General features: G+C 56.2%; 22 protein-coding genes and 1 tRNA gene. 8 read left to right on the forward strand and 15 right to left on the reverse strand.

What is annotated here, in order from left to right; translation table 11 throughout:
* Positions 1-144 precede the first annotated feature (144 nt).
* The 3 genes from ERD84_RS13460 to ERD84_RS13470 are packed head-to-tail and all read right to left on the reverse strand — an operon-like array spanning position 145 to position 2,997.
* Positions 145-1,206, reverse strand: coding sequence for a LacI family DNA-binding transcriptional regulator (locus tag ERD84_RS13460; protein WP_130040188.1), 1,062 nt, complete (start codon positions 1,204-1,206; stop codon positions 145-147).
* A 56-nt stretch (positions 1,207-1,262) separates the two neighbouring features.
* Positions 1,263-2,021: an SDR family NAD(P)-dependent oxidoreductase gene (locus ERD84_RS13465; RefSeq protein ID WP_130040189.1), complete on the reverse strand. Its 759-nt coding sequence runs from the start codon at positions 2,019-2,021 to the stop codon at positions 1,263-1,265.
* A 37-nt stretch (positions 2,022-2,058) separates the two neighbouring features.
* Positions 2,059-2,997, reverse strand: coding sequence for a 3-hydroxyacyl-CoA dehydrogenase (locus ERD84_RS13470; RefSeq protein ID WP_130040190.1), 939 nt, complete (start codon positions 2,995-2,997; stop codon positions 2,059-2,061).
* Between the two features lie 94 nt (positions 2,998-3,091).
* Here ERD84_RS13470 and ERD84_RS13475 point away from each other — a divergent pair, with 94 nt between their 5' ends.
* Positions 3,092-4,156: an adenosine deaminase gene (locus ERD84_RS13475; protein ID WP_130040191.1), complete on the forward strand. Its 1,065-nt coding sequence runs from the start codon at positions 3,092-3,094 to the stop codon at positions 4,154-4,156.
* Positions 4,157-4,240: 84 nt separating this feature from the next.
* Here ERD84_RS13475 and ERD84_RS13480 read toward each other — a convergent pair whose 3' ends face one another.
* Positions 4,241-4,450, reverse strand: a complete 210-nt coding sequence (locus tag ERD84_RS13480) for a cold-shock protein (RefSeq protein ID WP_013741470.1) — start codon at positions 4,448-4,450, stop codon at positions 4,241-4,243.
* Between the two features lie 248 nt (positions 4,451-4,698).
* Here ERD84_RS13480 and ERD84_RS13485 point away from each other — a divergent pair, with 248 nt between their 5' ends.
* The 5 genes from ERD84_RS13485 to ERD84_RS13505 all read left to right on the forward strand — a co-directional run bounded on the left by ERD84_RS13485 (position 4,699) and on the right by ERD84_RS13505 (position 8,982).
* Positions 4,699-5,250: a DNA-3-methyladenine glycosylase gene (locus ERD84_RS13485; RefSeq protein ID WP_130040192.1), complete on the forward strand. Its 552-nt coding sequence runs from the start codon at positions 4,699-4,701 to the stop codon at positions 5,248-5,250.
* 126 nt (positions 5,251-5,376) lie between these two features.
* A tRNA-Arg gene (locus ERD84_RS13490) sits at positions 5,377-5,453 on the forward strand.
* A 145-nt stretch (positions 5,454-5,598) separates the two neighbouring features.
* Positions 5,599-6,756 carry a cytochrome P450 gene (locus tag ERD84_RS13495; RefSeq protein WP_130040193.1) on the forward strand — a complete coding sequence of 386 codons (1,158 nt, stop codon included), beginning with the start codon at positions 5,599-5,601 and terminating at the stop codon, positions 6,754-6,756.
* An 18-nt stretch (positions 6,757-6,774) separates the two neighbouring features.
* Positions 6,775-7,704, forward strand: a complete 930-nt coding sequence (locus tag ERD84_RS13500; protein ID WP_130040194.1) for a hypothetical protein — start codon at positions 6,775-6,777, stop codon at positions 7,702-7,704.
* A gap of 117 nt (positions 7,705-7,821) precedes the next feature.
* A complete protein-coding gene (locus ERD84_RS13505; protein WP_130040195.1) occupies positions 7,822-8,982 on the forward strand; it encodes an alpha-hydroxy acid oxidase in 1,161 nt (386 codons plus the stop codon).
* Positions 8,983-9,029: 47 nt separating this feature from the next.
* Here ERD84_RS13505 and ERD84_RS13510 read toward each other — a convergent pair whose 3' ends face one another.
* Entirely contained in the window at positions 9,030-9,620 is a 591-nt protein-coding gene (locus ERD84_RS13510; protein WP_130040196.1) for a phenylacetic acid degradation protein PaaY, read from the reverse strand.
* Positions 9,621-9,717: 97 nt separating this feature from the next.
* On the opposite strand from ERD84_RS13510, the gene ERD84_RS13515 reads away from it, so the two are divergent.
* Positions 9,718-10,290, forward strand: a complete 573-nt coding sequence (locus ERD84_RS13515) for a ProQ/FinO family protein (protein WP_130040197.1) — start codon at positions 9,718-9,720, stop codon at positions 10,288-10,290.
* On the opposite strand, the gene ERD84_RS13520 is transcribed toward ERD84_RS13515, so the two are convergent.
* Positions 10,269-10,868, reverse strand: coding sequence for a LysE family translocator (locus ERD84_RS13520; protein WP_130040198.1), 600 nt, complete (start codon positions 10,866-10,868; stop codon positions 10,269-10,271). The genes ERD84_RS13515 and ERD84_RS13520 overlap by 22 nt on opposite strands.
* Positions 10,869-10,998: 130 nt before the next feature.
* Here ERD84_RS13520 and ERD84_RS13525 point away from each other — a divergent pair, with 130 nt between their 5' ends.
* A complete protein-coding gene (locus ERD84_RS13525) occupies positions 10,999-12,438 on the forward strand; it encodes an aminotransferase-like domain-containing protein (RefSeq protein ID WP_167667471.1) in 1,440 nt (479 codons plus the stop codon).
* 30 nt (positions 12,439-12,468) lie between these two features.
* On the opposite strand, the gene ERD84_RS13530 is transcribed toward ERD84_RS13525, so the two are convergent.
* From ERD84_RS13530 to ERD84_RS13570, 9 genes are all read right to left on the reverse strand, one after another.
* Positions 12,469-13,449 carry an ATP-grasp domain-containing protein gene (locus ERD84_RS13530; protein WP_130040199.1) on the reverse strand — a complete coding sequence of 327 codons (981 nt, stop codon included), beginning with the start codon at positions 13,447-13,449 and terminating at the stop codon, positions 12,469-12,471.
* A gap of 120 nt (positions 13,450-13,569) precedes the next feature.
* Positions 13,570-14,775, reverse strand: a complete 1,206-nt coding sequence (locus tag ERD84_RS13535; protein WP_130040200.1) for a M20 aminoacylase family protein — start codon at positions 14,773-14,775, stop codon at positions 13,570-13,572.
* Positions 14,776-14,865: 90 nt separating this feature from the next.
* Positions 14,866-15,309, reverse strand: a complete 444-nt coding sequence (locus ERD84_RS13540) for a hypothetical protein (RefSeq protein WP_130040201.1) — start codon at positions 15,307-15,309, stop codon at positions 14,866-14,868.
* Between the two features lie 63 nt (positions 15,310-15,372).
* The gene (locus ERD84_RS13545) at positions 15,373-15,822 is read right to left on the reverse strand and encodes a hypothetical protein (protein WP_130040202.1); all 450 of its coding nucleotides are present in this window, start codon (positions 15,820-15,822) and stop codon (positions 15,373-15,375) included.
* A 17-nt stretch (positions 15,823-15,839) separates the two neighbouring features.
* Positions 15,840-16,718: a PAAR-like domain-containing protein gene (locus tag ERD84_RS13550; protein ID WP_130040203.1), complete on the reverse strand. Its 879-nt coding sequence runs from the start codon at positions 16,716-16,718 to the stop codon at positions 15,840-15,842.
* 15 nt (positions 16,719-16,733) lie between these two features.
* Positions 16,734-17,807: a pentapeptide repeat-containing protein gene (locus tag ERD84_RS13555; protein ID WP_130040204.1), complete on the reverse strand. Its 1,074-nt coding sequence runs from the start codon at positions 17,805-17,807 to the stop codon at positions 16,734-16,736.
* Positions 17,804-20,431 (reverse strand): DUF2169 family type VI secretion system accessory protein, encoded by a 2,628-nt coding sequence (locus ERD84_RS13560; protein WP_167667473.1) that lies wholly within the window; start codon positions 20,429-20,431, stop codon positions 17,804-17,806. Before ERD84_RS13560 ends, ERD84_RS13555 begins: the two co-directional genes overlap by 4 nt.
* A 37-nt stretch (positions 20,432-20,468) precedes the next feature.
* Positions 20,469-20,945, reverse strand: coding sequence for a DUF3592 domain-containing protein (locus ERD84_RS13565; RefSeq protein WP_130040206.1), 477 nt, complete (start codon positions 20,943-20,945; stop codon positions 20,469-20,471).
* A 58-nt stretch (positions 20,946-21,003) separates the two neighbouring features.
* Complete coding sequence (locus ERD84_RS13570; RefSeq protein WP_130040207.1) at positions 21,004-23,352, reverse strand: type VI secretion system Vgr family protein; 2,349 nt, start codon at positions 23,350-23,352, stop codon at positions 21,004-21,006.

Here is a 23,352-nt window from a genome sequence, read left to right on the forward strand (position 1 = left end):
TAGGTAAAAGCTGGCTGCTGCCAATGAAACCGGTTTCATAACTCAGTATAAATAGCGGAAAATTATATCAGTAGTTGGCCAAAAACAGTTTTTGGCCATTTTTCAGACATGTCTGGCCTCGCGGTAAAGCAAGGCAGATAAGCGCTAAGCCGGCTCTGCCCCCCGGCCTGTACGCGTCGAACCACGGACCATGAGCTTGCCTTTCAACAACATTTGCCTGGCGGGTCCATCCAAGCCTTGCAAACGCTGTATCAGACAGTGAGCGGTGAGGCGGCCCAGTTCGGTCGTAGGCTGGGCCACAGTACTGATGCCAGGTCCGATATAAGGCGCCCACGGCGTATCATCAATACCCAGCAACCCGATCTCGTGGCCCAAACGCCAGCCCAATTGCGCAACGGCTTCAATCACACGCAATGTGACGACTGCATTGGCTGCAATGACAGCCGGTACACCGCCTCCCGGACAGCCCGTTGTCGCAACGGCCGCCCGGCCCCGCAAAGCTTTCAGGGCTTCGATCAGTCCGGTCTGGTCCTGCGCTTCAACATCGCATCCCGATACTTCGTCCGCATGGGTCTGGACAAAATCATGAAAGGCCTGTTTGCGTTCTATGCGGGCACTCACCTTGTCCAGGGGCTCGGTTATCAGCATCAGCTCGCGATATCCGGCGCCCAGCAAATGCCGACAACTGAGTGCAATGGCGTGTTGGTTGTCGAGCGAAACAAAATCGACATTCAGCCCCTCATGGCGTCTATCGACGAGCACAATGGGCTTGCCCTGTCTGGCCGCCTCTAGTGCCGCGCCCGGATCGTGCCCCGTGGTATTCAATATGAAACCTTCAACCTTATAAGACGAGAGGGCTTGCAAACCGGCGCTTTCGCGGTCTCCTTCGTTACCCATGTTGAACAGCATCACCAGATAGCCCGCTTCGCGACAGGCCTGCTCGGCGCCACGCAGTACCGCAACGGAAAAAGGATTGGTAATGTCGGCCACAACCAGGCCTATCAGGCGTGAGCGTCCTCGCTTCAGGGCCTGCGCCATAGGACTGGGCGAATAGCCCAGCTGAGCGATGGCGGCTTCGACCCGACGGGCTATTTCAGGCGAGAGCAAGGTATCTCGATGATTGAGAAAGCGCGACACCGTAGCCTTGGACACACCGGCCTGGCGTGCCACATCGGCAATCGTGCTGCGGCGGACGTTTTTGGTCATGGCCGAATAATACGCGATACGCCGGCATTCATGCGGACGGACGGCCTTGCTTCAGCCTACATCATGCAAGATGACAGACCACCATCCACCGCCAGCACCTGCCCCGTCACAAAGCGGGATTCACGCGCCGCCATGAATACCACTGCAGAAGCAATATCGTCAGGCTCGCCCCATTTCTTTTGCGGGACCCGCTCTTGTAGCCAGGTATTGAAGGCTTCGTCGCCCCATAGGTTACGAGTCAATTCAGTAGCCACATAGCCTGGGGCAATGGCGTTGACCGTAATGCCGGCCTCGGACAGCTCCGCCGCCCATTGCCTGACCATACCGTGCAAGGCGGCTTTGGCCGCCGTATAAGCTGTTATTTGCGGCTTGCCTCGTATGGCAGTGATGGATCCGGTGAAGATGATGCGTCCGTAACCCTGCTTCGCCATGCCAACTGCAATGTGCCGGCCCAAGGCCCATTGGGCAGTCAGGTTGCCGGAAATAATACGTTCGAACTCCTGCTGCGGAAAAGACAGTAAAGGCTCACGATGCTGTATGCCTGCGTTCGAAAATAAAATATCGATCTTTCCCAGACTATCGCGCACTGCATCGACAGCGGCAATGGACTGGTCTATGTCGAGAATATCAAAGGGTGCAATCTGCACCTTGACACCTTCCTCTTGCAGTGCCGCCGCTGCAGCGTCCAGCGTATTTGCGCTGCGACCATTCAAGACAACAGTTGCACCCTGAAGCCCCAGTGCTCTGGCTGCGGCATAACCTATACCTCGCGACGAGCCGGTGACCAAAGCCACCTGACCTGACAGATCGAACATATCCCCTCCTGTTGCCGGCGTGAACCGGATGCTGGCCTTATTTCAAATCAGCAGTATCTACTTGCTTTTTATGCAGCAGCAATGCCATCAAGCGCTCGTCGCGCCATATGCGCCGATTCAACAACTCGGAACCAGGCAACAGAGCGCGCCGCTGCTGATCGACATCAGCGACCAGCTCGGCAGACCAGGGCTCTGTGCCGGTCTGTTCCTGAGCAATCGATTCGTACATGCCGCCATAGCGTGTGCAATAGTCTTGCACGCCATCCGGCGCATTCAAGTCGATGGTTTCGAATGGCCCCATAAACGACCATCGCAGCCCCAGGCCGTCCTTGACTGTCACGTCCAGATCCTCGGCGCTGACACAGCCGCTCTCCACCAGGCGAAAAGCCTCGCGCAGCAATGCACCCTGCAAGCGATTCAGCACAAATCCTTGCAGTTCCTTATGCAAAGTCACCGGTTTCTGGCCCACTTTTTCCATCAAGCCCCTGGTGCGCTCCAGGGTTGCGGCATCGGTCCAGGGCGCACCGCACAACTCCACGACAGGAATCAGATAGGGTGGATTGACGGGGTGCGAGACCAAGCAACGATGCCGGCCAGGCAAATCCTCTGTAAAGGCCGAAGCCGGAATACTGGACGTTGAACTTGCCAGTGGCGTATCGGGAAGACTCAGGCGATCCATGGCTGCAAAGATTTCTTGCTTTACCTCCAGTCTTTCAGGCAGATTTTCCTGAACGTAGCCGGCACCATCCAGCGCTTCCTCAAGGCTGGACACGGTTTGAACCCGTGCAAGCACACTTGCCGCGTCACTTAAAAGCTGTTTGTTTTCAAGTTCATGGACTTGTTGCTCAAGCAGCTTCAGCGCACGCGCCAATGCCGCAGAATCACCATCCCACAATCGCACCTGACACCCACCGCGCGCGAACACAATAGCCCAAGCCTGGCCAATAAGCCCGGCGCCAATCACTGCAACCTTCATGGATTTACCTTATATTGAGCCAATCAAATACTAGATACTAGACAACTGTGATCACAGATCGAAGCTGGTAATTACCCTAGGCCTACAAAAAACCATGTCTGACAACCCTTCCACCCCAACACTTCTCGACTTTATCCAGCGATTGCCCAAGGCGGAGTTGCACCTACACATCGAAGGTACGCTGGAACCCGAGCTGATATTCCAGCTAGCCCAGCGCAACGGCATCGCCTTGCCCTACGCGTCCATAGACGCATTACGTGCGGCATACCAATTCGAAGACCTGCAGTCTTTTCTGGATCTTTATTACGCCGGCGCAAGCGTACTGATTACGGAAAATGATTTCTATGACATGACCATGGCCTATATGCGCCGCGCGCAGCAAGACGGCATCGTCCACGCGGAAATCATGTTCGACCCTCAAACTCATACACAGCGCGGTGTTTCCATTCAAACAGTATTTTCAGGCATTGCGAGAGCATTGCGTGAAATGCGCAACACTGCCGGTATCAGTAGCTATCTGATTCTGAGCTTTCTTCGACATCTATCCGAAGAAGAGGCGCAGACCACCCTGACCGCAGCCCTGGCCTTGCGCGAACAATACGCCGATCTGTGGCTAGCTATAGGGCTGGACTCGGCCGAGCGAGGCAATCCACCAGAAAAATTCGCCCGGGTGTACGCCCGCTGCAAGGAATTGGGATTTCGCCTGACCGCCCACGCCGGAGAAGAAGGGCCGGCCAGCTATGTGCGCGACGCATTGGATCTATTGCAGGTGGAACGTGTAGACCATGGCGTCCGTAGCGAAGAGGATCCCGCACTGATGCAACGCCTGATCAACGACGCCATTCCCCTGACAGTATGCCCTCTGTCCAATCTGAAACTATGTGTGGTTGATGATATGCAGCAGCACAATCTGGCACGCATGTTGCAGCAGGGTGCGCTGGTCACGGTGAACTCTGATGATCCGGCTTATTTTGGCGGCTATGTGGCCGACAACTATCTTGCTTGTGCCGAATACCTGAACCTGGGCCGCAAAGAACTGGCCGAGCTGGCACGCAACAGCCTGCTTGCCTCGTTTTTGCCTGCCAACGAAAAAGACCACCATCTTGAGCTACTGGCAGCAATGCTTGATCAAGCCGATTTGCCTGATGACATGCAATAACCGAGCCAGCTGCACCACTGTTTATCGAGCGCGCAATAAAAAACCCACCGCATTGCGGTGGGTTTTTTTAAAATCTGAACAGGCTTAGATGACCTGGATAGACTTGGCTTGTGGGCCCTTCTGGCCTTCGGCGGCTACGTAGGAAACACGTTGGTTTTCTTCGAGCGACTTGAAGCCGGTGCCGATGATGTCGGTGTGGTGCGCGAACAAATCTTTGCCACCCGACTCAGGCTTGATGAAACCAAAGCCTTTTTCGTTGTTGAACCATTTAACAATACCAGTTTCTGTTTGCATTTTTGCAATCCCTAAAAATAATGAGCGACATGCCCTATAGAAGACTGTCAAGGTGTAGAGATTTGAGCAAAAAAGTACTGTGCAACAGGTACTGGATTGTACTAACTTCAACGAACTTGAAAATCTAGATTCGTATAGTATAGAGAAGGATAAGGACAGTCAACTGAATAACAGGATATTCAGCCACTTTTTACTGTTTTTTTTAGACTATCTTGTATTAAGTAACAACAACTTTCTGTTTTGACCAAATGCAAGCACTTCCACGCGCCTTTTACGATAGGGATACCTCTCTGGTAGCCCACGAATTACTGGGTAAACTCCTGGTGCACCGATTTAATGGAAGCGAGCTCATTGGAAAGATAGTCGAAGTCGAGGCCTATTTGGGGCCTCACGACCTGGCCGCGCATACCTCCAAAGGCATCACACCCCGCACGCAAGTCATGTTTGGCCCGCCCGGGCATGTCTACGTTTACCTGATTTACGGCATGCACCACTGCATGAATGTGGTTACCGAGGCCGATGGCACCGGTGCAGCGGTATTGTTGCGGGCTCTGGAGCCAGTATCCGGACTGACTGTCAACGCCAGTGGACCAGGCAGATTATGCAAGGCCATGGGCATAGATAAAAGCCACTACGGCCACGACCTGTGCAGCTCCAGCTTATTTATTACTGAAGATCCCGCCGCCATGCCCATCGACATTGCCGAACGACCCCGTGTCGGCGTCGACTATGCTGGCGAATGGGCTGACAAACCCCTGCGCTTCTATATAAGGGGAAATTCCTATATTTCGAAAAAATAAAACAGATGGATCACTGTCGTATAGACACAACAAGTTCCCCCGCTCTCTAGCCCCCCCACCGTCACACCGGCAACCCGGTCACAAGACAAGTAAAAAATTCCATGTTATAGTTACGCCTCTTTTGCAGCGGCTGTAGCTCAGTTGGATAGAGTACTTGGCTACGAACCAAGGGGTCGTGGGTTCGAATCCTGCCAGCCGCGCCAGATTTAGGGGCTTCCTTCGGGAAGCCCCTTCCTGTTTGTAGTCTCGCAGTGTGCTAATTGACCTTTATCTGCTCCAGGTCAAAGCCAGCTCTTTCGCATGGGCGCATTATTCTTGCTTACCCAAGCAAAAGAAACCGGAAACACAATGAGCCAAGTCTGTCCTCATGCCTACGACTGGGATCCACGCGACGAGCAAACCCTACAAGACCAGATCGCCGCCTACGACACCATGCGCAAGCAATGCCCCGTCGCCCACAGCGAATATCTGCACTGGTCCGTCTTCAGGCATGCCGAAGCCGTACGCATACTGAACGACCACGAAACCTTCAGCAGCCAGGTTTCATCACATGTGTCTGTACCCAACGGCATGGACCCTCCCGAGCATACGTCTTTCAGACAACTCATCGAACCCTATTTCGGCCCCGAAGCTATGGCAGACTTCAAGCCTGCCTGCGAGGCCATTGCTCAAAACCTGGTGGGCAACCTGGGCCTAGGCCCGATAGACATCATGGCGCAAGTGGCACACCCTTACGCACTTGAGGTCCAGTGCGCTTTCATGGGATGGCCAACCACCTTGCATCAACCGTTGCGCAACTGGATTCGAAAAAACCACGAGGCCACGCTATCCAAAGACCGCGCCGCCATCAGCCGGGTCGCCCAAGAGTTCGACGGCTATATGCTGACCCTGATCAACGAGCGACGCCGGGCTGGAGCCCAAGCTCCGGACGACACCACGACCCGGCTGACGCACGAGCAGGTGAATGGCAGACCATTGAGCGACCCTGAGTTGATCAGCATTCTGCGCAACTGGACGGTAGGCGAACTGAGCACGATTGCAGCATCGGTCGGCATCCTTGCACACTATCTGGCCGCTCGCCCCGCACTGCAAGACCAACTGCGCGCAAAGCCAGAGCTTTTGCCTCCTGCCATCGACGAGATTCTGCGTATACACGCTCCGCTTATCGCCAATCGGCGCATCGCAACACGGCCGGTAGCACTAGGGGGACGGCACCTGGAAGCAGGCGACCGCATCTCCATACTCTGGGCCTCTGCCAACCGCGACGAAACTGTTTTTGGCGATCCCGACGAATTCCACCCCGACCGCGATTCCTCGCTGAATTTGCTCTACGGCGCTGGCATACATGTGTGTCCTGGCGCACCTTTGGCCCGCATGGAGCTCAAGCTGATCATGGAGTCATTGCTCGCCTGTACGCAGCGGTTCGAGTTGGCAAGCGGCCAGGTACCGGTCCGGGCACGCTATCCAGGAAGCGGATACACCTCGCTTATACTTCAGGTGTTCTAAACAGCCTGGTCGCGGCCCATGAATCCAGTGCGCAGTGCCTATCCTTACGATTATTCCCGCGTGGAAATCGCCATTGCGGAATACCTTCCACAATGGCGCTCATTGCAATTCGATGCAGTCGTCGCCATTGCGCGCGGTGGCATGGTGCCAGGTCTCATGGCATCCATGGGCTTGAGTCTGCCCCTGTACGCCCTGTCCTATTCTCGTGCCGACCGCTGCGTTTCCTGGTATACAAACCAAAAACCTGGCGCCCCATCCCGCATACTGCTGGTCGAAGATATTGCGGGACGAGGAACCACACTGAGCGACAGCCTGGCGTTTCTGCAGCAACTGGGCCACGATACAAAAGTATTCACACTGGCCTACGACACCGATTCGCGCATCCGGCCCGACTATGGCCAGGAAATACCTGCAGGCATGCGCGCCTGGTTCCCATGGGAACAAGCATCCATTAGCGCTGCCTTCGACCAAACTGGAAATCAACCCGCCAAACCCGAGCATGAATACGCTTCATGGGCCATAGACCTGGATGGCATTCTACTGATGGACCTGCCGGAGCATCTTTACGCACAAGCCTTGCAAGACACACTGGCTCAGCGCGACCTGCTGCTGCCAAACAAGACACTGCCCGGGCTGAGCCTGACAGACATCACCATTATTACTGGCCGCCCCGAGCAAGACCGCGAGCGCACACAGGCCTGGCTGAGCCGTCATGGCTTTCACGGCCCACTCATCATGCGCAATGAAAGCCTGTACAGCGCCGAACAAACCGCCGCGCACAAGGCACAGGCCATACTGGCCAGATGCCACACCCATTTCCTGGAAAGCGATGCTGGGCAAGCCCTTGAAATCGCCCGACAAACGCGTGTAGCGCGTGTCATATGGTGGTCCGGCCACCAGGCCTTGCTGGTGCATGCCAGCCAAGTTGAAGACCTGCGCCTGGCCTGAACTTGTAGTATTTTGAATTACGATGCATTATTTCGCCGGCAGCCACGGCTTGCTTGCGTAACAATGTCAGCACTGCACAGTAGCCCAAGACCTTAAACGAATATCCGGAGACTTTCCTTGTCCACTCCTGCAAAGATTACCTGCGTCGAAGACTTTCGCCAACTGGCCGAGCGGCGCGTGCCAAGAATGTTCTACGACTATGCCGACTCAGGCTCCTGGACGGAAAGCACCTACCGCGCCAACGAGGCGGACTTCCATAAGATCAAGTTTCGCCAGCGCGTCGCGGTGGACATCAGCAAGCGCAGCCTGCGTTCATCGATGATAGGCATAGATGTAGCCATGCCTGTCGCGATTGCCCCTACAGGCCTTACCGGCATGCAGCATGCCGATGGCGAAATTCTGGGTGCCAAGGCCGCCGAGCGGTTCGGCATTCCCTTCACCCTGTCCACCATGAGCATCTGCTCAATCGAAGACATCGCCAAGCACACAAGCCAGCCCTTCTGGTTTCAACTCTATGTGATGCGCGACCGTGATTTCATGGAGCGTCTGATTGATCGCGCCAAAGCGGCCAACTGCTCGGCCTTGGTCCTGACGCTCGACCTGCAGGTACTGGGCCAACGCCATAAAGACATCAAAAACGGGCTATCGACTCCGCCAAAGCCTACTCTGGCCAATCTGATCAACCTCGCAACCAAGCCACGTTGGTGCATGAACATGCTCGGCACCAAGCGCCGCAGTTTTGGCAACATCGTCGGCCACGCCAAAGGCGTCAGCGATCTATCCTCGCTGTCGTCATGGACGGCAGAACAATTCGATCCGGCCCTGTGCTGGGCTGACATCGAGTGGATCAAGAAACGCTGGGGAGGCAAGCTTGTGCTGAAGGGCATCATGGACGCCCAGGATGCCCGCCTGGCCGTCGAGTCGGGTGCCGATGCCCTGATCGTATCCAATCATGGGGGCCGTCAACTCGATGGCGCACCCTCTTCCATTTCTGCCCTGCCGGGCATTGCTCAGGCCGTCGGCAAGGAAATCGAAGTATGGATGGATGGCGGTATTCGTTCGGGACAAGATGTGATCAGGGCTGTTGCCCTGGGTGCCAAAGGCACCATGGTGGGCCGTGCCTTCCTGTATTCACTTGGCGCCATGGGAGAAGCAGGCGTGTATCGTTGCCTGCAGATGCTGGCCAACGAAATGGATGTCACCATGGGCTTCTGCGGCCGCACCGATATCCATGACCTTGACCGCTCGATTCTCCTCAATCCCGACGTTTTCGACTAAGCCCGAAACTGCATTTCAAGCCACATCCTGCACCGAAAGAATCTGCATTAATCCAACGGATTGATTTGTTCTGGTGTCAGGCGTGGCCGATTTTCTTCCACGCTCGACAGAGGCGGCACAGCCTGCATGGTTTCCAGGCTGCGGGTTGTCAGGCGCTGGTATTGCCGGGTGCCAAAAGTTTTACCCGCAATCTCGGCATCACTCAGCTCGCGCAGAACACGCGCAGGTGAACCCACCACCAGACTGCGCGCCGGGATCTCCAGCCCTATCTTTACGAAAGCCATGGCAGCCACAATGCTGGATTCACCTACGACTGCCCTATCCATGACCACGGCATTCATGCCGACCAATGCATTGCGCCCTATGGTACAGCCGTGCAGCACGGCGCCATGCCCTATATGTCCGTCCACATCGACCAGCGTATCGTTTTCAGCGATGCCATGAATAATGCAGCCATCCTGGACGTTGGAGCCTTCCTTGAGCGTGATGCGGCCAAAGTCACCTCGCAAACTCGCCAGTGGGCCTATATACACACCCGGCCCGACAATGACGTCGCCTATCAGCACTGCGGATGGATGCACATAGGCGCCAGGATCAACAACCGGCGTAATGCCATCGATGGCATAGACTTTGAACATGGCGAGGGTCTCCATAAGATTCTTGATGATAGTCCAAGACTTTACACCACCGGGCTTGCTACAATTCGCGGTTCATACTTCATGGATTGATTGCCTTATGGGATTTGAACAACTTGCCGCGCTCAAGCGCGAGCTGGTCGCGCAAGCTGAGCAGGAAAAACGGAAAACCCGCAAGACGCCCCAAGGCGCGCGCAAAACCAGTCGCAAACCGGCGCAGGAAACTCCTGTCGACCCCGTGGTCATCACCATTTCCCGGCTCCAGAGACAATTCCCGCGGGCCTTTCCAAAAAAACCCGCGCCCAAGCTGCCACTGAAACTGGGTATACATAAAGACCTGTACGCTCAGGCCGAGGCCTTGAAGCTTAGCAATGCCGAAATCAAAGAGGCCGTCAAGACCTGGTGCCAGGGCAGCCGATACTGGGCATGCATGACAGAAGGCGCAGCTCGACTGGACCTGAATGGCGAAGCTGCCGGCGAGGTCACTGCGGCCGACGCCCAGCATGCCAGGCAACTGGCGGATCGCCGGCGCTCTCATGCAATACGGTCGCGCAAGAAAGAGGCCGTCAAGCCGGACGCAGGGGATGACAAAGCAGCAGGAGACTCATCCGTAGCGGAACCTGCTGCACCAGCAGCCGTCACCACCCCTGATCACACCGACACCACGCCATAAAGCGAGGCCACCAGCAATATCGCCATGGCGATATTGAAACGCTGCACCGACTGCGGTCGGTGCAGCAGGCGTCTTACGGCGCTGCCGAACAAAGTCCAGGCGCTGATACTTGGAAAATTGACGCACGACACCACCAGCGTGCCCAACGCCAGGTTCCAGTAGAAATTTTCCTGTGGCATATAGGCCGCCACGATGCCCACCGCCATCACCCATGCTTTGGGGTTGACCCACTGAAAGGCAGCCGCCTCGATAAAGGTAAACGGTTTGCCTCGTGCTTGACCGCTGTCAATGGCGCCTGCCCGCGCAATACGCCAGGCCAGGTACAGCAAATAAACGGCGCCTGCATACTTTAGTGCCGTATACAGCATGGGCATGGCATCAAATACCGTACCCAGACCCGCCCCCACCAGCAGCAGCATCAGGGCCACCCCCGACGTAATGCCCAACATGTGCGGCAGCGAGCGACGATAACCAAAAGTGGACCCCGATGCCGTCAACATGACGTTATTCGGACCCGGGGTGATGGAGTTCACAAATGCAAACACGGCCAAAGACAGTAATACGCTGTTCGTCATCATGGTAGGAAAACTTATGCAGGCGATGATTTCAGTCTGCATACTAGCGTGTAAAACCAATACAGTACCTATACAATATTCCAGTTCAGTAACCAATCTGGCCTGGTATCAATACCATGACACTTTCAAGTAAATGAATACTTCCTGGAAACCGCTCAGGGGCTCCCAGATCTCTTTGGTGGATCAACTGGTAGAACACATTGGTTTCCGGATACGGAATCATGGCCTGCGCTCGGGCATGCGCCTTCCGTCTGTCAGGACCATGGCCGACGAGTCGGGCTTGAGTCGTTTTACCATCGTCCAGGCTTATGACCGCCTGGTGGCCCAAGGTATCATCCAATCCAGGCGCGGCTCAGGTTTTTACGTATCGCCTCCCGCCGCCTCGCTGTCCGTATCCGCCACCGCGCCAAATCTGGCACCCGATGCCGCCTTTGACACCGCATTCTTGTTGCGCAGCATGTTCCGTGAAGATGCGTTAACCAGCTTGCCTGGCAGTGCCGGCCTGCTGCCAGCCTCCTGGATGGACCACGAGATGGTTGCTGCAGCCGTGCGCACCGTTGGGCGCAGCATAGGCCGCAGCCTGGTGGGCTACGGCGTGCCCAAAGGGCTTAAAGCCCTGCGCCAGCAAATCGCATTGTCCCTGCAGGCGCAAGACGTGCCGGCTCATCCCGAACACCATCTGATGACCGTCGCCGGCGTCACACATGGTCTGGACCTGATCTCACGCAGCCTCATCAGGCCTGGTGATACCGTGCTTGTAGAGGACCCAGGCTGGTTCGTGATATTCGGCCGCCTGACGGCGTTGGGCGCAAAAGTCATCGGTGTGCCTCGCCTGGCAGACGGACCCGATACGCAAGCTCTGGCGCATCTGGCTGAAATACATCAACCCAAATTGTTCATTGTGAATACCGCCGTTCACAATCCCACCGGTCACACCTTATCGGCCGGGGTAGCCTACGAAACTCTACGCATCGCCGAGCGTTTCAACTTCCTGCTGATCGAGGACGACACCTACGCCGACTTCCATCCCACGGCACCTGTACGCCTGGCGTCCCTGGACCGCCTGAACCGGGTATTGTTGGTGGGAGGATATTCCAAAACGCTGGCAGCCAGCCTGCGGGTCGGCTTTGTGGCAGGCTCGCCTGCCCTCATCGATAAACTGGTCGACACCAAGCTGCTGGGCGCGCTCACCACGCCAGAATTAGGAGAGCAAGTGCTCCATCGCATATTGGCAGAAGGCCAATATCGACGTCATGTGGAACGATTACGCACTCGCGTGGACCATGCTCGCGACCAATGCATCAAGATGCTGCTGCAGGCAGATTGTTCAGTGCCGCAAGAACCGCACGCCGGAATGTTTGTGTGGGCGGACTGCGGCATGGATACCGAGACGCTGGCACGCAAGGCGGCAGCAGCCGGCGTTTTGTTCGCGCCCGGCGTCTTGTTTTCACCGGTTCAGGCACCCTCTTCCCGGTTCAGGCTGGCCGTGTCCATGGCCGACGACCCTAAAGGCTGGCAGACACTGAAGACCTTGCTCAGCCAGGGACGCAGCCGCCTTCAAGGCGGCACATGACGGACGCCTTAAAAAGAAGGGATGGGCCGGTCAGGCGACTGCCGGCACCGGCTGAGCGTTACGCAGCGTGGTGTTTACGTCCTGGAGTTGCTGCCCCAGGTATTGGGCAATCGCGCGCATGCCGTACAAGCCGGCGACGGCTTCCGCATCGCTGTTGTAGTTGGTATTAGTGTTGACATCGTAGGTGTAGATTTCACCGATTTCATCAACAATGAATTCGATACCCGCAATACCAATGCCGTTCTCGGCAATGAACCGCTGGTAGCGCTGGATAATGGGGCTATCGAAGCCCTTGATAATCTCGAAACGGGGCGCGGCGGCCGCCGGCGCGGACTCGCCCACCGGGCAAAATGCATCGCCGATCTGGCAGACATCTGCCGGGCAGAGCTCAAAGCCCAGCGAGGTATCGACACGCACGGCATACAGGAACTTGCCGCCTACAAACTCGACACGCGTTATATAGGGCTGGGGCGCGCGAATGTACTGCTGGATCAGGGTTATGCCATCGATGGAAGGCTCGAACTGATCGCTGTTCACATAGTCTTGCAACGCTTCAACACTATGGAACAGTTGCACACCAAGCCCCTTGCCTGCGCGATTATGCTTGGTGATGAACGAGCCCGTCATTTTCCGGGCCGCTTCGATAATGTGCGGCTTGCCCACTGCGGCAATGGTACGGGGCGTTCTGACACCGTAGTTCGACAGTGCTGCATACTGTGCAACCTTGCTGACCTCCAGCTGCAAGGCACGGCTGTTGTTCACGACGCGTCGGCCATGCGACTCGAGCCACGACAGTACCGCTGCCGTGTATTCGGGCGCATAGCGATGATCGCGAGTATGCGACGAAGCGCTCATCCGGTTGTAAAAAACTCCCTCGGGCGGCGGTTCGGAGAGATCCAGCTTGCCTTCGTCGAGAAACCATTCTTCATAAGGTAAGTTCAGTTCTCGAAAGGCAGCCTGCAAAGGCTCGACCCAGGTCGAGTTTTCATGAATCACATAAATTTTGGACATACCCATCTTCTGCGGCGCCGTTTAAAAAACAAATCGCGCGGGACGGCCTACCCAGGCTATGGGGTTAGGATAATGAAGATTCATTCATACCAGAACGACAACATAATCATTTCTTTATAACTAAATGGAATGAGCCGTCGCCAACCAGCGCCGCGCCAACTGCACCCAGTAACTGGCACCAATGGGAATAAGTTCGTCGTTGAAGTCGTAACTGGCATTGTGCAAGGTGCAAGGCCCTTCGCCATGTCCTGGGAGCCGATGATCACCCTGGCCATTGCCTATCCATAGATAGCAGCCTGGCCGCTCTTTCAGCATCAAGGCAAAGTCTTCACCCGTCATGGCGGGCTGAACCTCGGCATCGACATTTTCAGGGCCAACCAGGTCCTTCAGCACTTGAACGCTGAATGCTGTTTCTTTGGGATGATTGATAGTGGGCGGATATTTACGATCAAAAGCAAAGTCGGCGGTACAACCATAACCTTCGCTGATGCTGTGTACCAGCTCACGGATTCGCTGCTCAATGATGTCCAGCGTTTCCTCGGTAAAGGTGCGCACTGTACCGCGCAGTTCCGCCGTATCCGGAATGACATTATCGGCCGAGCCGGCATGGATCTGAGTAATGCTCAGGACAGCTGGGTCGTAAGGATTGCGATTCCGTGTGACAATGCTTTGCAAGGCCTGAGCCAGATTGGTGGCCGCCATAATGGGGTCGACACCCATATGTGGCATGGCCGCATGAGCACCCTTGCCTGTTATACGCACGGTAAAGTAATTGCTGGATGCCATGATAGGCCCCACACAAACACCAAACTTGCCTACAGGCAAGCTGGGCCAATTGTGCATGCCGAACACTGCCTCTATGGGAAAACGGGTAAACAGACCGTCTTCAATCATACGGCGGGCACCTACATGGCCCTCTTCGGCCGGCTGGAAAATGACGTACACCACACCTTCAAAATCACGATGTTGAGCCAAATAACGTGCTGCCGCCAACAACATGGCCGTATGACCATCGTGGCCGCAGGCATGCATTTTTCCTGGATAAGTGCTGGCATGAGCAAAGGTATTGCTCTCTTGCATGGGTAAGGCGTCCATGTCGGCGCGCAACCCTATTGAACGCCCGTTATTGGATGTGCCAGGTATGACACCCACCACCCCGGTCACACCCAACCCGCGATGTACCTCGATGCCCCAGGACTCCAGCTGCTGCGCCACAATATCGGAGGTTCTGTTTTCCTGATAGGCCAGTTCGGGGTGAGCATGCAGATCACGTCGAATGGCGGCTATTTCATCCTGCCATCCCAGTATTGGTTCAACAAGTTTCATGACAATGGCCCCGCCATATTCAGAGATACACAGTGTACCGCCACCGGCAGGATGCTGACCTGTTCAAGCCAAAAATCGTAAATCGGCCTCCTACTCGTCTACCAGGCCTCGCTCTTCGAGCAACTGCAGGCAGTCGGGGCCTTCTTCTTCGTCGCCGTCGAAAATATCGACCCCATCCAGCATATAGGCACGCAACAGTTCATCAATGGCGCCTTCGTCGTTCAGGCGCAGTAGCGATTTGCCCAGCATATAGTGAATAAACGGATTGGCCTGCCCGTCAGGACAATTCAATGCGGTGTACAAAGCATCCTTGGCCATTTCATAGTCTGCAGACTGATAATAGGCATCGCCCAGGGAGGCATACAGCCAGGTTGCCGCTTCCCAGTCCATCTGAGGCTCGGGCAACAAGGCCAGCGCCTGCCGCCAATTTTCTATGGCGCCCTCATGATCCTCTTCTTCGCTGCACTCATTGCCTGCTTCCGACAGACTTTCGATCTGCTCGTAGAGTTCGTCGGGAAGTTCTGTTGGTTCCATGTGTATCCTTGATCGTACCGAGTGCGATGGCTGTTCGCCAGCCATCCGAAACATAATGCTGCGTTACTTGGAGAGCTTCTGTGCCTTTGCCCTATCCATGTAGAAAGCCAGATACTCCGGCTTCTCGCCCTGGAAGGGACGGGTCTTGTAGGATTTGAACAAGCCGTCGAACAGGTCAAAAGCCTCATCCAGTTCTCCGGCCTGGTAATGAACGGTGGCTGCAATAAACTCGACATAAGGGTCGGGCTCTGGCCCATAGGCTTCACACGCCAACGGCAACCACTCTTTCGCCTTTTGCGGCTGCCCGATATCGCGATAAAACATGACGATATCTGCCGTCAGGGATTGGGCATGATCATAGTCCAGCTTGGGGTCGGGAATGCAGCTCCAGCAGGCCAGGACATACTTTTCAGCCGTGGCGACATCTCCTGCTTCTTCAGCCTCACGGCTCAGCGCGCCATATTCATAGAGCTTTTCTTCTGCCTCGGGAGGCAAGGGTAAAACATCTGACATGCTATTTTCCTGACCGCCTACAACGGCGGCAAATAAGTTTCTTTAAGTTTAGCGCCTGCAGAACGATTCAAGCTGAAATGATCCAGTGTGTAGTTGTCCGGATCACGCATCCAACGTCTGACTTCAGGCGATTTGGGCTTAAACTTCCGCCCTATACTGTTCCACCATGACACGGCATCTGTTTTATGTGCCATATCTGCATTTTTTAGCGGATACCACTTGTCATTGGACGCCTTAAACTCGGTCTCGCCCCGACGATTTTCGCGCAGCTTCTTCTCGGCCCGCATTTTGTCCTGCACCGCTCGCCCGGTCTTGGACTTCTTCCCTGGCGTCCTGCCCAGATATTGTTCGCGCAAACTCTTTTTGCGGGGTGTACCTTTGCCCGACGCAGTCTTGGCCTGCTTTCCGGTTTTGGCAGCCTTGCCTGCGTTACCGCTCCCGCCCTTGCCTCCTCGGCCAGCCCCACCGCCACCGCCCTTGCCACGCCCTGCCGCAGCGCCTCCACCACCTGCTCCAAGCAATAGCACTTTGATCTGGCTGGGTACCACGCGCATACCCAATGCATTGCATCGATTCTGTACAGCCAGGCTGGTCAGACGTGTCGCCGGGATGCACTTGAACAGAACATTAGGCACACAAGTAATGTGACGGGAAGGCCCCATGACCGATGGCGAAATCAGGCCCAGCGCCAGGCCCGGATTGTCACCATTGGTCAGCGGGATAGTGGTCAGCAGGTTGTGCGCCGGCATACCCATCAGCAGAATATTCCAGGCATTCGGAATACCCATGGGTCCCAGGGCCAGATTCGGATACGGAATAGGCAGCAGGGCCGGCGGCGTCTTGCAGATATCGGGAAAGGCCAGGTCCAGCCCCATCAACTGGCAATTTGCAAACATACGTATGGCTTCCTTTCACCAACCCGCCCGGGGCGCGGTGGGACGCTTCGCGGACCACTGTTCCGCGTCAAACAAAAGAGGGTCTTTTTCCAGCACGCCTGCTCGATTTCCCCAATGCGTATCCGCGATCAATGCGCGATGAAACTGCGTACGCATGAAACGGCTACCTCGAAAATCGGCACGCGACACGTCGGCATAAGAAAAATCGGCGTACTCCAGCTCAGCGTTCGCAAAGGACGTGCCGTCGCAGCGCGTGCGATGCAATATGGCTTGAGTCAGGTCAGCGCCGCTGAAGTCAGCCTGGTCCAGGCGAGCATCAGCCCACAGACTCTGCATATATTGCCCGCCCTGGCAATAGGCATCCTGCAAGTCAGCGTGTACAAACATGGCACGCGACGCACGCGCATGGCTCAGTTGCACGCCGCGCATGTGGGCACCCTTGAAATTGGTCTGCTCCAGCAAGGCATTCTGAAAATTGCAGCCCTCAAGATGGCATTCGGTCAATTGGCAGCGCTGCAGCGTCTGGCCGCCCAAATCCTGGCCTGACAAGTCAGACTCCACGCACACCACACCATCCCAATACGCATCTTCCAGCATGACCTGCGTTAAATCGCCATATAAGTAGAGCACTTGCTCTTGTCGGGTCCGGCTCATATCGGCCTTGCCCCATATGCATTCGGTAAAGCTGCTTTGTTTCAGGCTGGTATCCGCCAGGCAGACGCCCGTCATGTCCGTCTTGATGACATTGACCGATACCCATTGTGTCCCGCTCATATCCATGCCGGTAGCCACACTTTCCGACCAAGTCATCTCCTCTATACGAGCGGTACGCATCGTGGCGCCGCTGGCATCGCAGCCATGAAACGCACACTGGTCCAGTTGCGCGCCATCCCAGAGAGTGTCCTGCAACTGACAACGAATAAACTGGCTGTCGCGCAAGTCCAGCCCTGCCAGGTTTACACCACGTAAGTCACAGCGCATAAAGATCGCACCGGCATAATCTCCCGGGGTCAGGATCAGATCGCGCAGGTCCATATCCATCAAGGGTTCACCGCCCTTGATGCGCGCACGCAAGAGCTCAGGTGTCATGCCCTGCCCCCCGCCTGCGGCGCCTTGGGCAAGGTTTTTGCCAGCTTGGTATAAGCGCCGGCCGTGCGCGTGCTGGACTCGAGCAAGGACTGGGAGATATCTGCTCGGAACAGGTTGGCTCCACTCAGGTCGGCAAATCGAAAGTCACTTTTTTGCATCAGCGCATCGATCAGGTCGGAGTCGCGCAGGTCAGCTCCGGTCAAATCCGTTTCCATGAATAAGGAGCCACACGCATCGGCGCGCACAAAGCTCGCATCGCGCAGGCTGGCTTCAGACAAGTCACAATTCTTCAGCCGCGCACCGTCGAAATTTGCCTTATCCAGATTGAGGCTGCGTAAGCTGCACTCATCCAGCAAGGCATCGGTAAATTGGGCGGCCGTCAGCTCCGTCAGCACGGCACAACAAGTCTTGAGCCGGCTTTGCACATAGTGTGCTGGGCTAGAGAAAACGCTCTGTACCCAGGCGCAGGCGGTCAGGCTGGCACCGCTGTAGTCCATGTTGTCCAGCCCGCATTCGACCCAGGCCACGCGGTGCAGGGTCGCCTCGGGAAAGGCCAGGCGTTCAAAACGGGATTGCTGCCAGAAGGTCACGCTATCGAAGCTGGCCTGATCAAAACGGCAGTCCTCAAACTCTATACCGGACGGTACGCAGCGCTTGAAGACCGTCTTCACAAAGCTTGTTTTCGTAAACACGGCTCGATCCAGTATGGCCGTATCAAAGCGTGCCTCATCAAAAATGCTTGCATGAACCAGAGCTTCACCCAGGTTGGCCTCATCCAGAATGGCGCCACGACAATCCGTCTCATAAAAATGCGCCCGCGCCAGCACGGCTCGCGTCAGATCGGCGCCTGTCAGCGTCGTTCCGCTCAGATTGGCCCGCTCCATCCATGTGCCATGGCATCGGGCATACGACAAATCCAGGCCTGACAGATCTATGCCTGTCAGGTCCAGGCCTGATAAATCACGGCTGCCCTGCATTAGCGCTTGCACTCTGCGACGCATGCGCACACTGCGCCCGCCCAAGGCGGGCTCGGCAGCAGACTGATGATGTGCCGCATAGCGATACAACTTGCCCAATTGCGCCTGCGCGTCGTCCCGCATGGCTTCAAACTGCGCCACACTCATACCACCGGCGCCCTTCGCTTCTGCTACACGCGCCATGCTGCGCAGTGTCATCATGCTTTCATCCTGATGCAGACGAGGAGGCCCTCCCGGTTTATCCGCGGCGCCACCACTTGCCTCATCCATGGCCTGCTTGGCTTGCGGCAGGTCCTGAAACGCTTCTTTGTGCTGCTCTTCAGCGGCACGTTTTTTCCTGAGCATGTCAACTTTCATGAGACGGGTCTTACGCCGCATGCTGCGTGCATAGTCGGGCAGATCATCCATGGACTCCAGCGGCGTGCACTCATCACTGTCCAGCTGATAATCAGCGGGATTCTGGCCTGCCGATTCAACACGGGCGAGCATGTCTTGCTTGAGCGTTGCGGCCCGCTGGCGCTGGTTGACTATCTGCGGCCTGCTCAATACACCACTGCTGGCTTGTTGAAAATCACTGTTGTCGAGCATGTTTTCCGGCAACAGGTCTTTGTCGCGCAAGGCATACAGCGCGCCCGTATCACGAGGCAGGCGTTGCTTAAGCACTTTGCGATAGTGTTCCGGGCTGCGCGCTTCCTCATCAAGGGATTCGAGTGCCGGCATGATGCAGGCGATCTCGGAACCGTCATCCGTTGTCAAAGGCACGGCGCCATGAAAAATCAGCAACACCCGCTCACGGTCGGGAAAGAACCAGGCCGTGGTATGCCGCATGCTGATTTCTTCCAGATCCTCAGCGCCGTGGCGCTGGAAAAAGCATCGCGCGCGCAGGGCCGGCAGCCGGCCCTGCAGGCAGGACTGCTTCGGGTGCATATTCCATATCTCGTACTCGGCCGCGGGCGCCAGCTCGGCTTGCTTGACAAACCACTGGTCAGCCGACGCTGTATTGAAGAAATGCGGATCCAGCGTATCGGGCAAGCCAGGAAAACCATCAGTCAGCCAACGATCTTCATAGCCGCCTGCCAGCTTGAAGCGACGGGGCCTGGTGGGAGAAATCGGCCCAAACGATACGGGTTTGCCAAGCTGACCTTCACGCCTAAGTCGCTGATCCAGCGCTTCTACATTCGGTATATGCCACACTCCATCGGCGCCACGCACCGATCCCATGCCACATTCATTCTCAGCAAAGCCAGAGCCACCGTAGGTGTGACGCCAGTTCACAGGTACGCCTTGCACAACACCAGCAGGGCTCATGCCGCCCTGCACCCAATGCCTGTCACCATGCACAATCAGGTTTTTTTCAAGGTGATCAACACGCGCCCTGACGGCCACCCGCCCCGGTTCGGACGCATCATGTGACCAGGCTTTGCCCGACACCAGAAATTCGGCACACGGCTTGGGTATGCTCAGGTCCAGCACCTCGTCCTCGTCCAGCTCTTCGCCGGAAATCTTCCACACATCAGCCTCCATCACCAGACCCGGATCAGCGTCCAGCGTGGTCATGGCCAATATGGCAACGCCTAATTGATGCTGCCTGCGATACTGGTATGGACGACTCAAGATACTCAGTCTTAGCGGCTTGATAATACGCATGTCTTGCAAGGACTCCTGCGGCCTGAGCCTGTTGGCACTACTGAACCTGGACTGGCGTATGACGCCGATCGATGGCCAACTTAGCCGGATCTTCAGGGTCGTACAGCACATGTATCGTTTCGCCCGTGGCAAAACTGGGCAACAAAGCGTCTTCCACCCAAACGATCAGCTTGGCAGCGCGTTCACTTCCGCCATGCTCCTTGACCGCTAGCGTCAGAGTCAGTCCGGTGCGATGCATGGTGTGGCCTTCCTCGGCACCCCTGCGATCCAAGGCCACGATCCTGGCCGTGGTCTGGACTGCAGTGCTGTCGCGGCCAAGCCTGTCAGCCAGTCTTTCTTCCGGCCGAGGCAGGAACCCCAAGGTCAGCACAACAAACATCAGCAGAGAAAAACCCAGGATCACCCAGAACCACGCCGGATGCGTGTGCTCGGTGATCAGCGCACGCATCATGACAACGCAAAACACTGCGGCGCATACCGCCACCCCAAGCACGATCATGATGCTATTTGGCATGGTCGTTCCCGGCTTCCTGATCATGGTCTGTTCTTGTATCCGGCTTTTCATGCCTGCCTTACATAAAAATATTCATTACTTTGGTGTACAGGTTCAAACCGCCCGTGCTGATTTTGGCAGCAGCAGTCCCGGATAGCTTGACCAGTTTCTGGGTGAGCTCAATTTGTCCGCTGTCATTCTTGAAATCAAAGAAATCGAGCTTGACCACTGCGTATTGCAAGTTCAGGGCATAGGCTTGTCCCCTGAGTCCCCACACATCAGCCGCGGCGCCGGTCACCGTGAACCTGGCCGGTGTACCTCTCGCATAGCTCGATTGCCAAAAAGCAGTGGGTCCGGTGTTGTTCAGTGTCCACGAAGGCGTGGTCACCGTAACGCCGGCATCCGCATTGACCGTGACCGCACCAGTCACGGTTTTAGTCAAAGTGCCCGTCAGGGTGCTGGTGGTGTCGCCAGTTACGGTATGGGTGACAGTGCCCGTTATGGTGTCAGTCGTGTCACCTGTAATCGTACGTGCTACGGTCCCGGTGGTGGTCTGCGTATGGTCGCCGGTAATCGTTTCATCCACCGTCCCGGTGGTGGTGTCGACCACAGGCCCGGTAATCGTGCGCGTCACATCGCCTGTCGTGGTCTGCGTCAGATTGCCGGTAATGGTTTCATCGACGTTGCCCTTGATGGTCTCGATCACATTGCCCGTCACACTGCGCGTTTCGTCACCAGTAATGGTCTCGTTGACGGCGCCGGTCACCGTGCGATCCGCCCCCGCCATGAAGGTTTCAGTTTCCTGGCCCTGAGTCGTGCTGGTGCGCGCACTCATGACGGTCAATGTGTCATTGCCCATAATGACCGTATTGCGATCACCGTCCACCGTGTGCAACTCGTTGGCCTCAACCTCGGTCGTCAAATCGCGCTCTGCATGCAGCCAGATGCGCTCGCCGCCGGCCACGTCCTCGAACATCAAAGCGTTGGCAGCATTGCGGTCGCCATCCTTGGAGCGGCTTAGAAAACCGCTTTGCGTGGCATTGCCAGGCAAATCCCAGGGCGGCATATTGCTGGCGTTATAGACCCGGCCAATGATGATGGGGCGATCTGGATGACCGCCTATGAAGTCGACAATCACTTCATCATCGACACGCGGGAGTTGAATACCGCCAAAGCCGCCGCCTGCCCAAGGACTGGACACACGTACCCAACAGGAGCTGTTTTCATTAGTTTGCCCGTAGCGGTCCCAGCGGAACTGCACCTTGACGCAGCCATAGCGGTCAGTCCAGATTTGTTCGCCAGGCTTGCCCACCACCTTGGCCGTCTGAGGTCCGTGGGTACGCGGTAAAGGCGTCACGCGGGCAGGACGAAATGACAGGCTGGAGGGAATCACGGCAAAATCGACCTCGAACTGGCTGATGTCGCCTTCGGCGCTGGCATAATCACTTTCCCGCACGTGATACACCACTTTCTGTATCAGGTACTCGCGATTCTCGGCCTGGCGCGGATGGTTGAATAAGGTTAACAGGCGGCCGGGTGCAAGCGCATGCGCATTGCTATGCCCTGTTGCCTGAGACTGCTGAGCCTGCAGTGCTTCAAGACGCACCTGCGAATAGTGCTCACCCTGGTCGGGTTCGGTGTAGCCGCCCATCCATTCGTACACCTCCAGGTCGCCGTTTGCATACGAGCCTGGATTGCTGCGTAGCGCATCCAGGCTGGCCGCCGGTTTCTTGAAATCGTAGTCCACTGTGGCGAACTTGCCCGGCGTAACCTGCTCTGCCGGCTCCCAACGGGAAATGTGCTCCTTGTCGGCTTGCACGACGCGGTCTGGCCCTATATACGGCAATGAGTCCAGGCCGGGATAAGGATCATGCTGAGACATGTCGTCCGTCAGCACCAATACATGCTTGCCGTCCTCATGTCGGAACCAATAATAAATACCCTCGTGCTCCATCAGGCGGCTGATGAAGGCAAAGTCAGTTTCCTGATACTGGACGCAATACTCCCAGGTACGATAGTTGCCGCTCAACTTGAACTCGCTGGAAAACTCATAATCGGCCAGCACTTCACGAATCACTTCTGGTACGGACTTTTCCTGGAATATCTTGCTGTCGGTGGTTTGCGTCAAATACCACAACCACGGGCGCACAACGGCACGATAGATGTAGTAGCGCGAAGTCGCGCTGGCGCGGCCGATCAGCTTGCAGCGTATGACCTGTCCGTTCAGATAGCGAGTGCCCGATAAACCCAAATCTATACTCATGGTCAGCGGCTGGCTCAGCAACTGCTTCAGATCAAGCGAATGGGACTCAGACAACATCTCCACTTCGAACTCGAACAGGGTTGACAGCTCTTCCTCTCCGTGGAGCGAACGAAAGATCAAGGTATCGCCGGGAAATGATGTGCTGACTTTGACGGTACGATTCAC

The sequence above is a fragment of the Pollutimonas harenae genome (assembly GCF_004153685.1).
GTDB lineage: Bacteria > Pseudomonadota > Gammaproteobacteria > Burkholderiales > Burkholderiaceae_B > Pusillimonas_C > Pusillimonas_C harenae.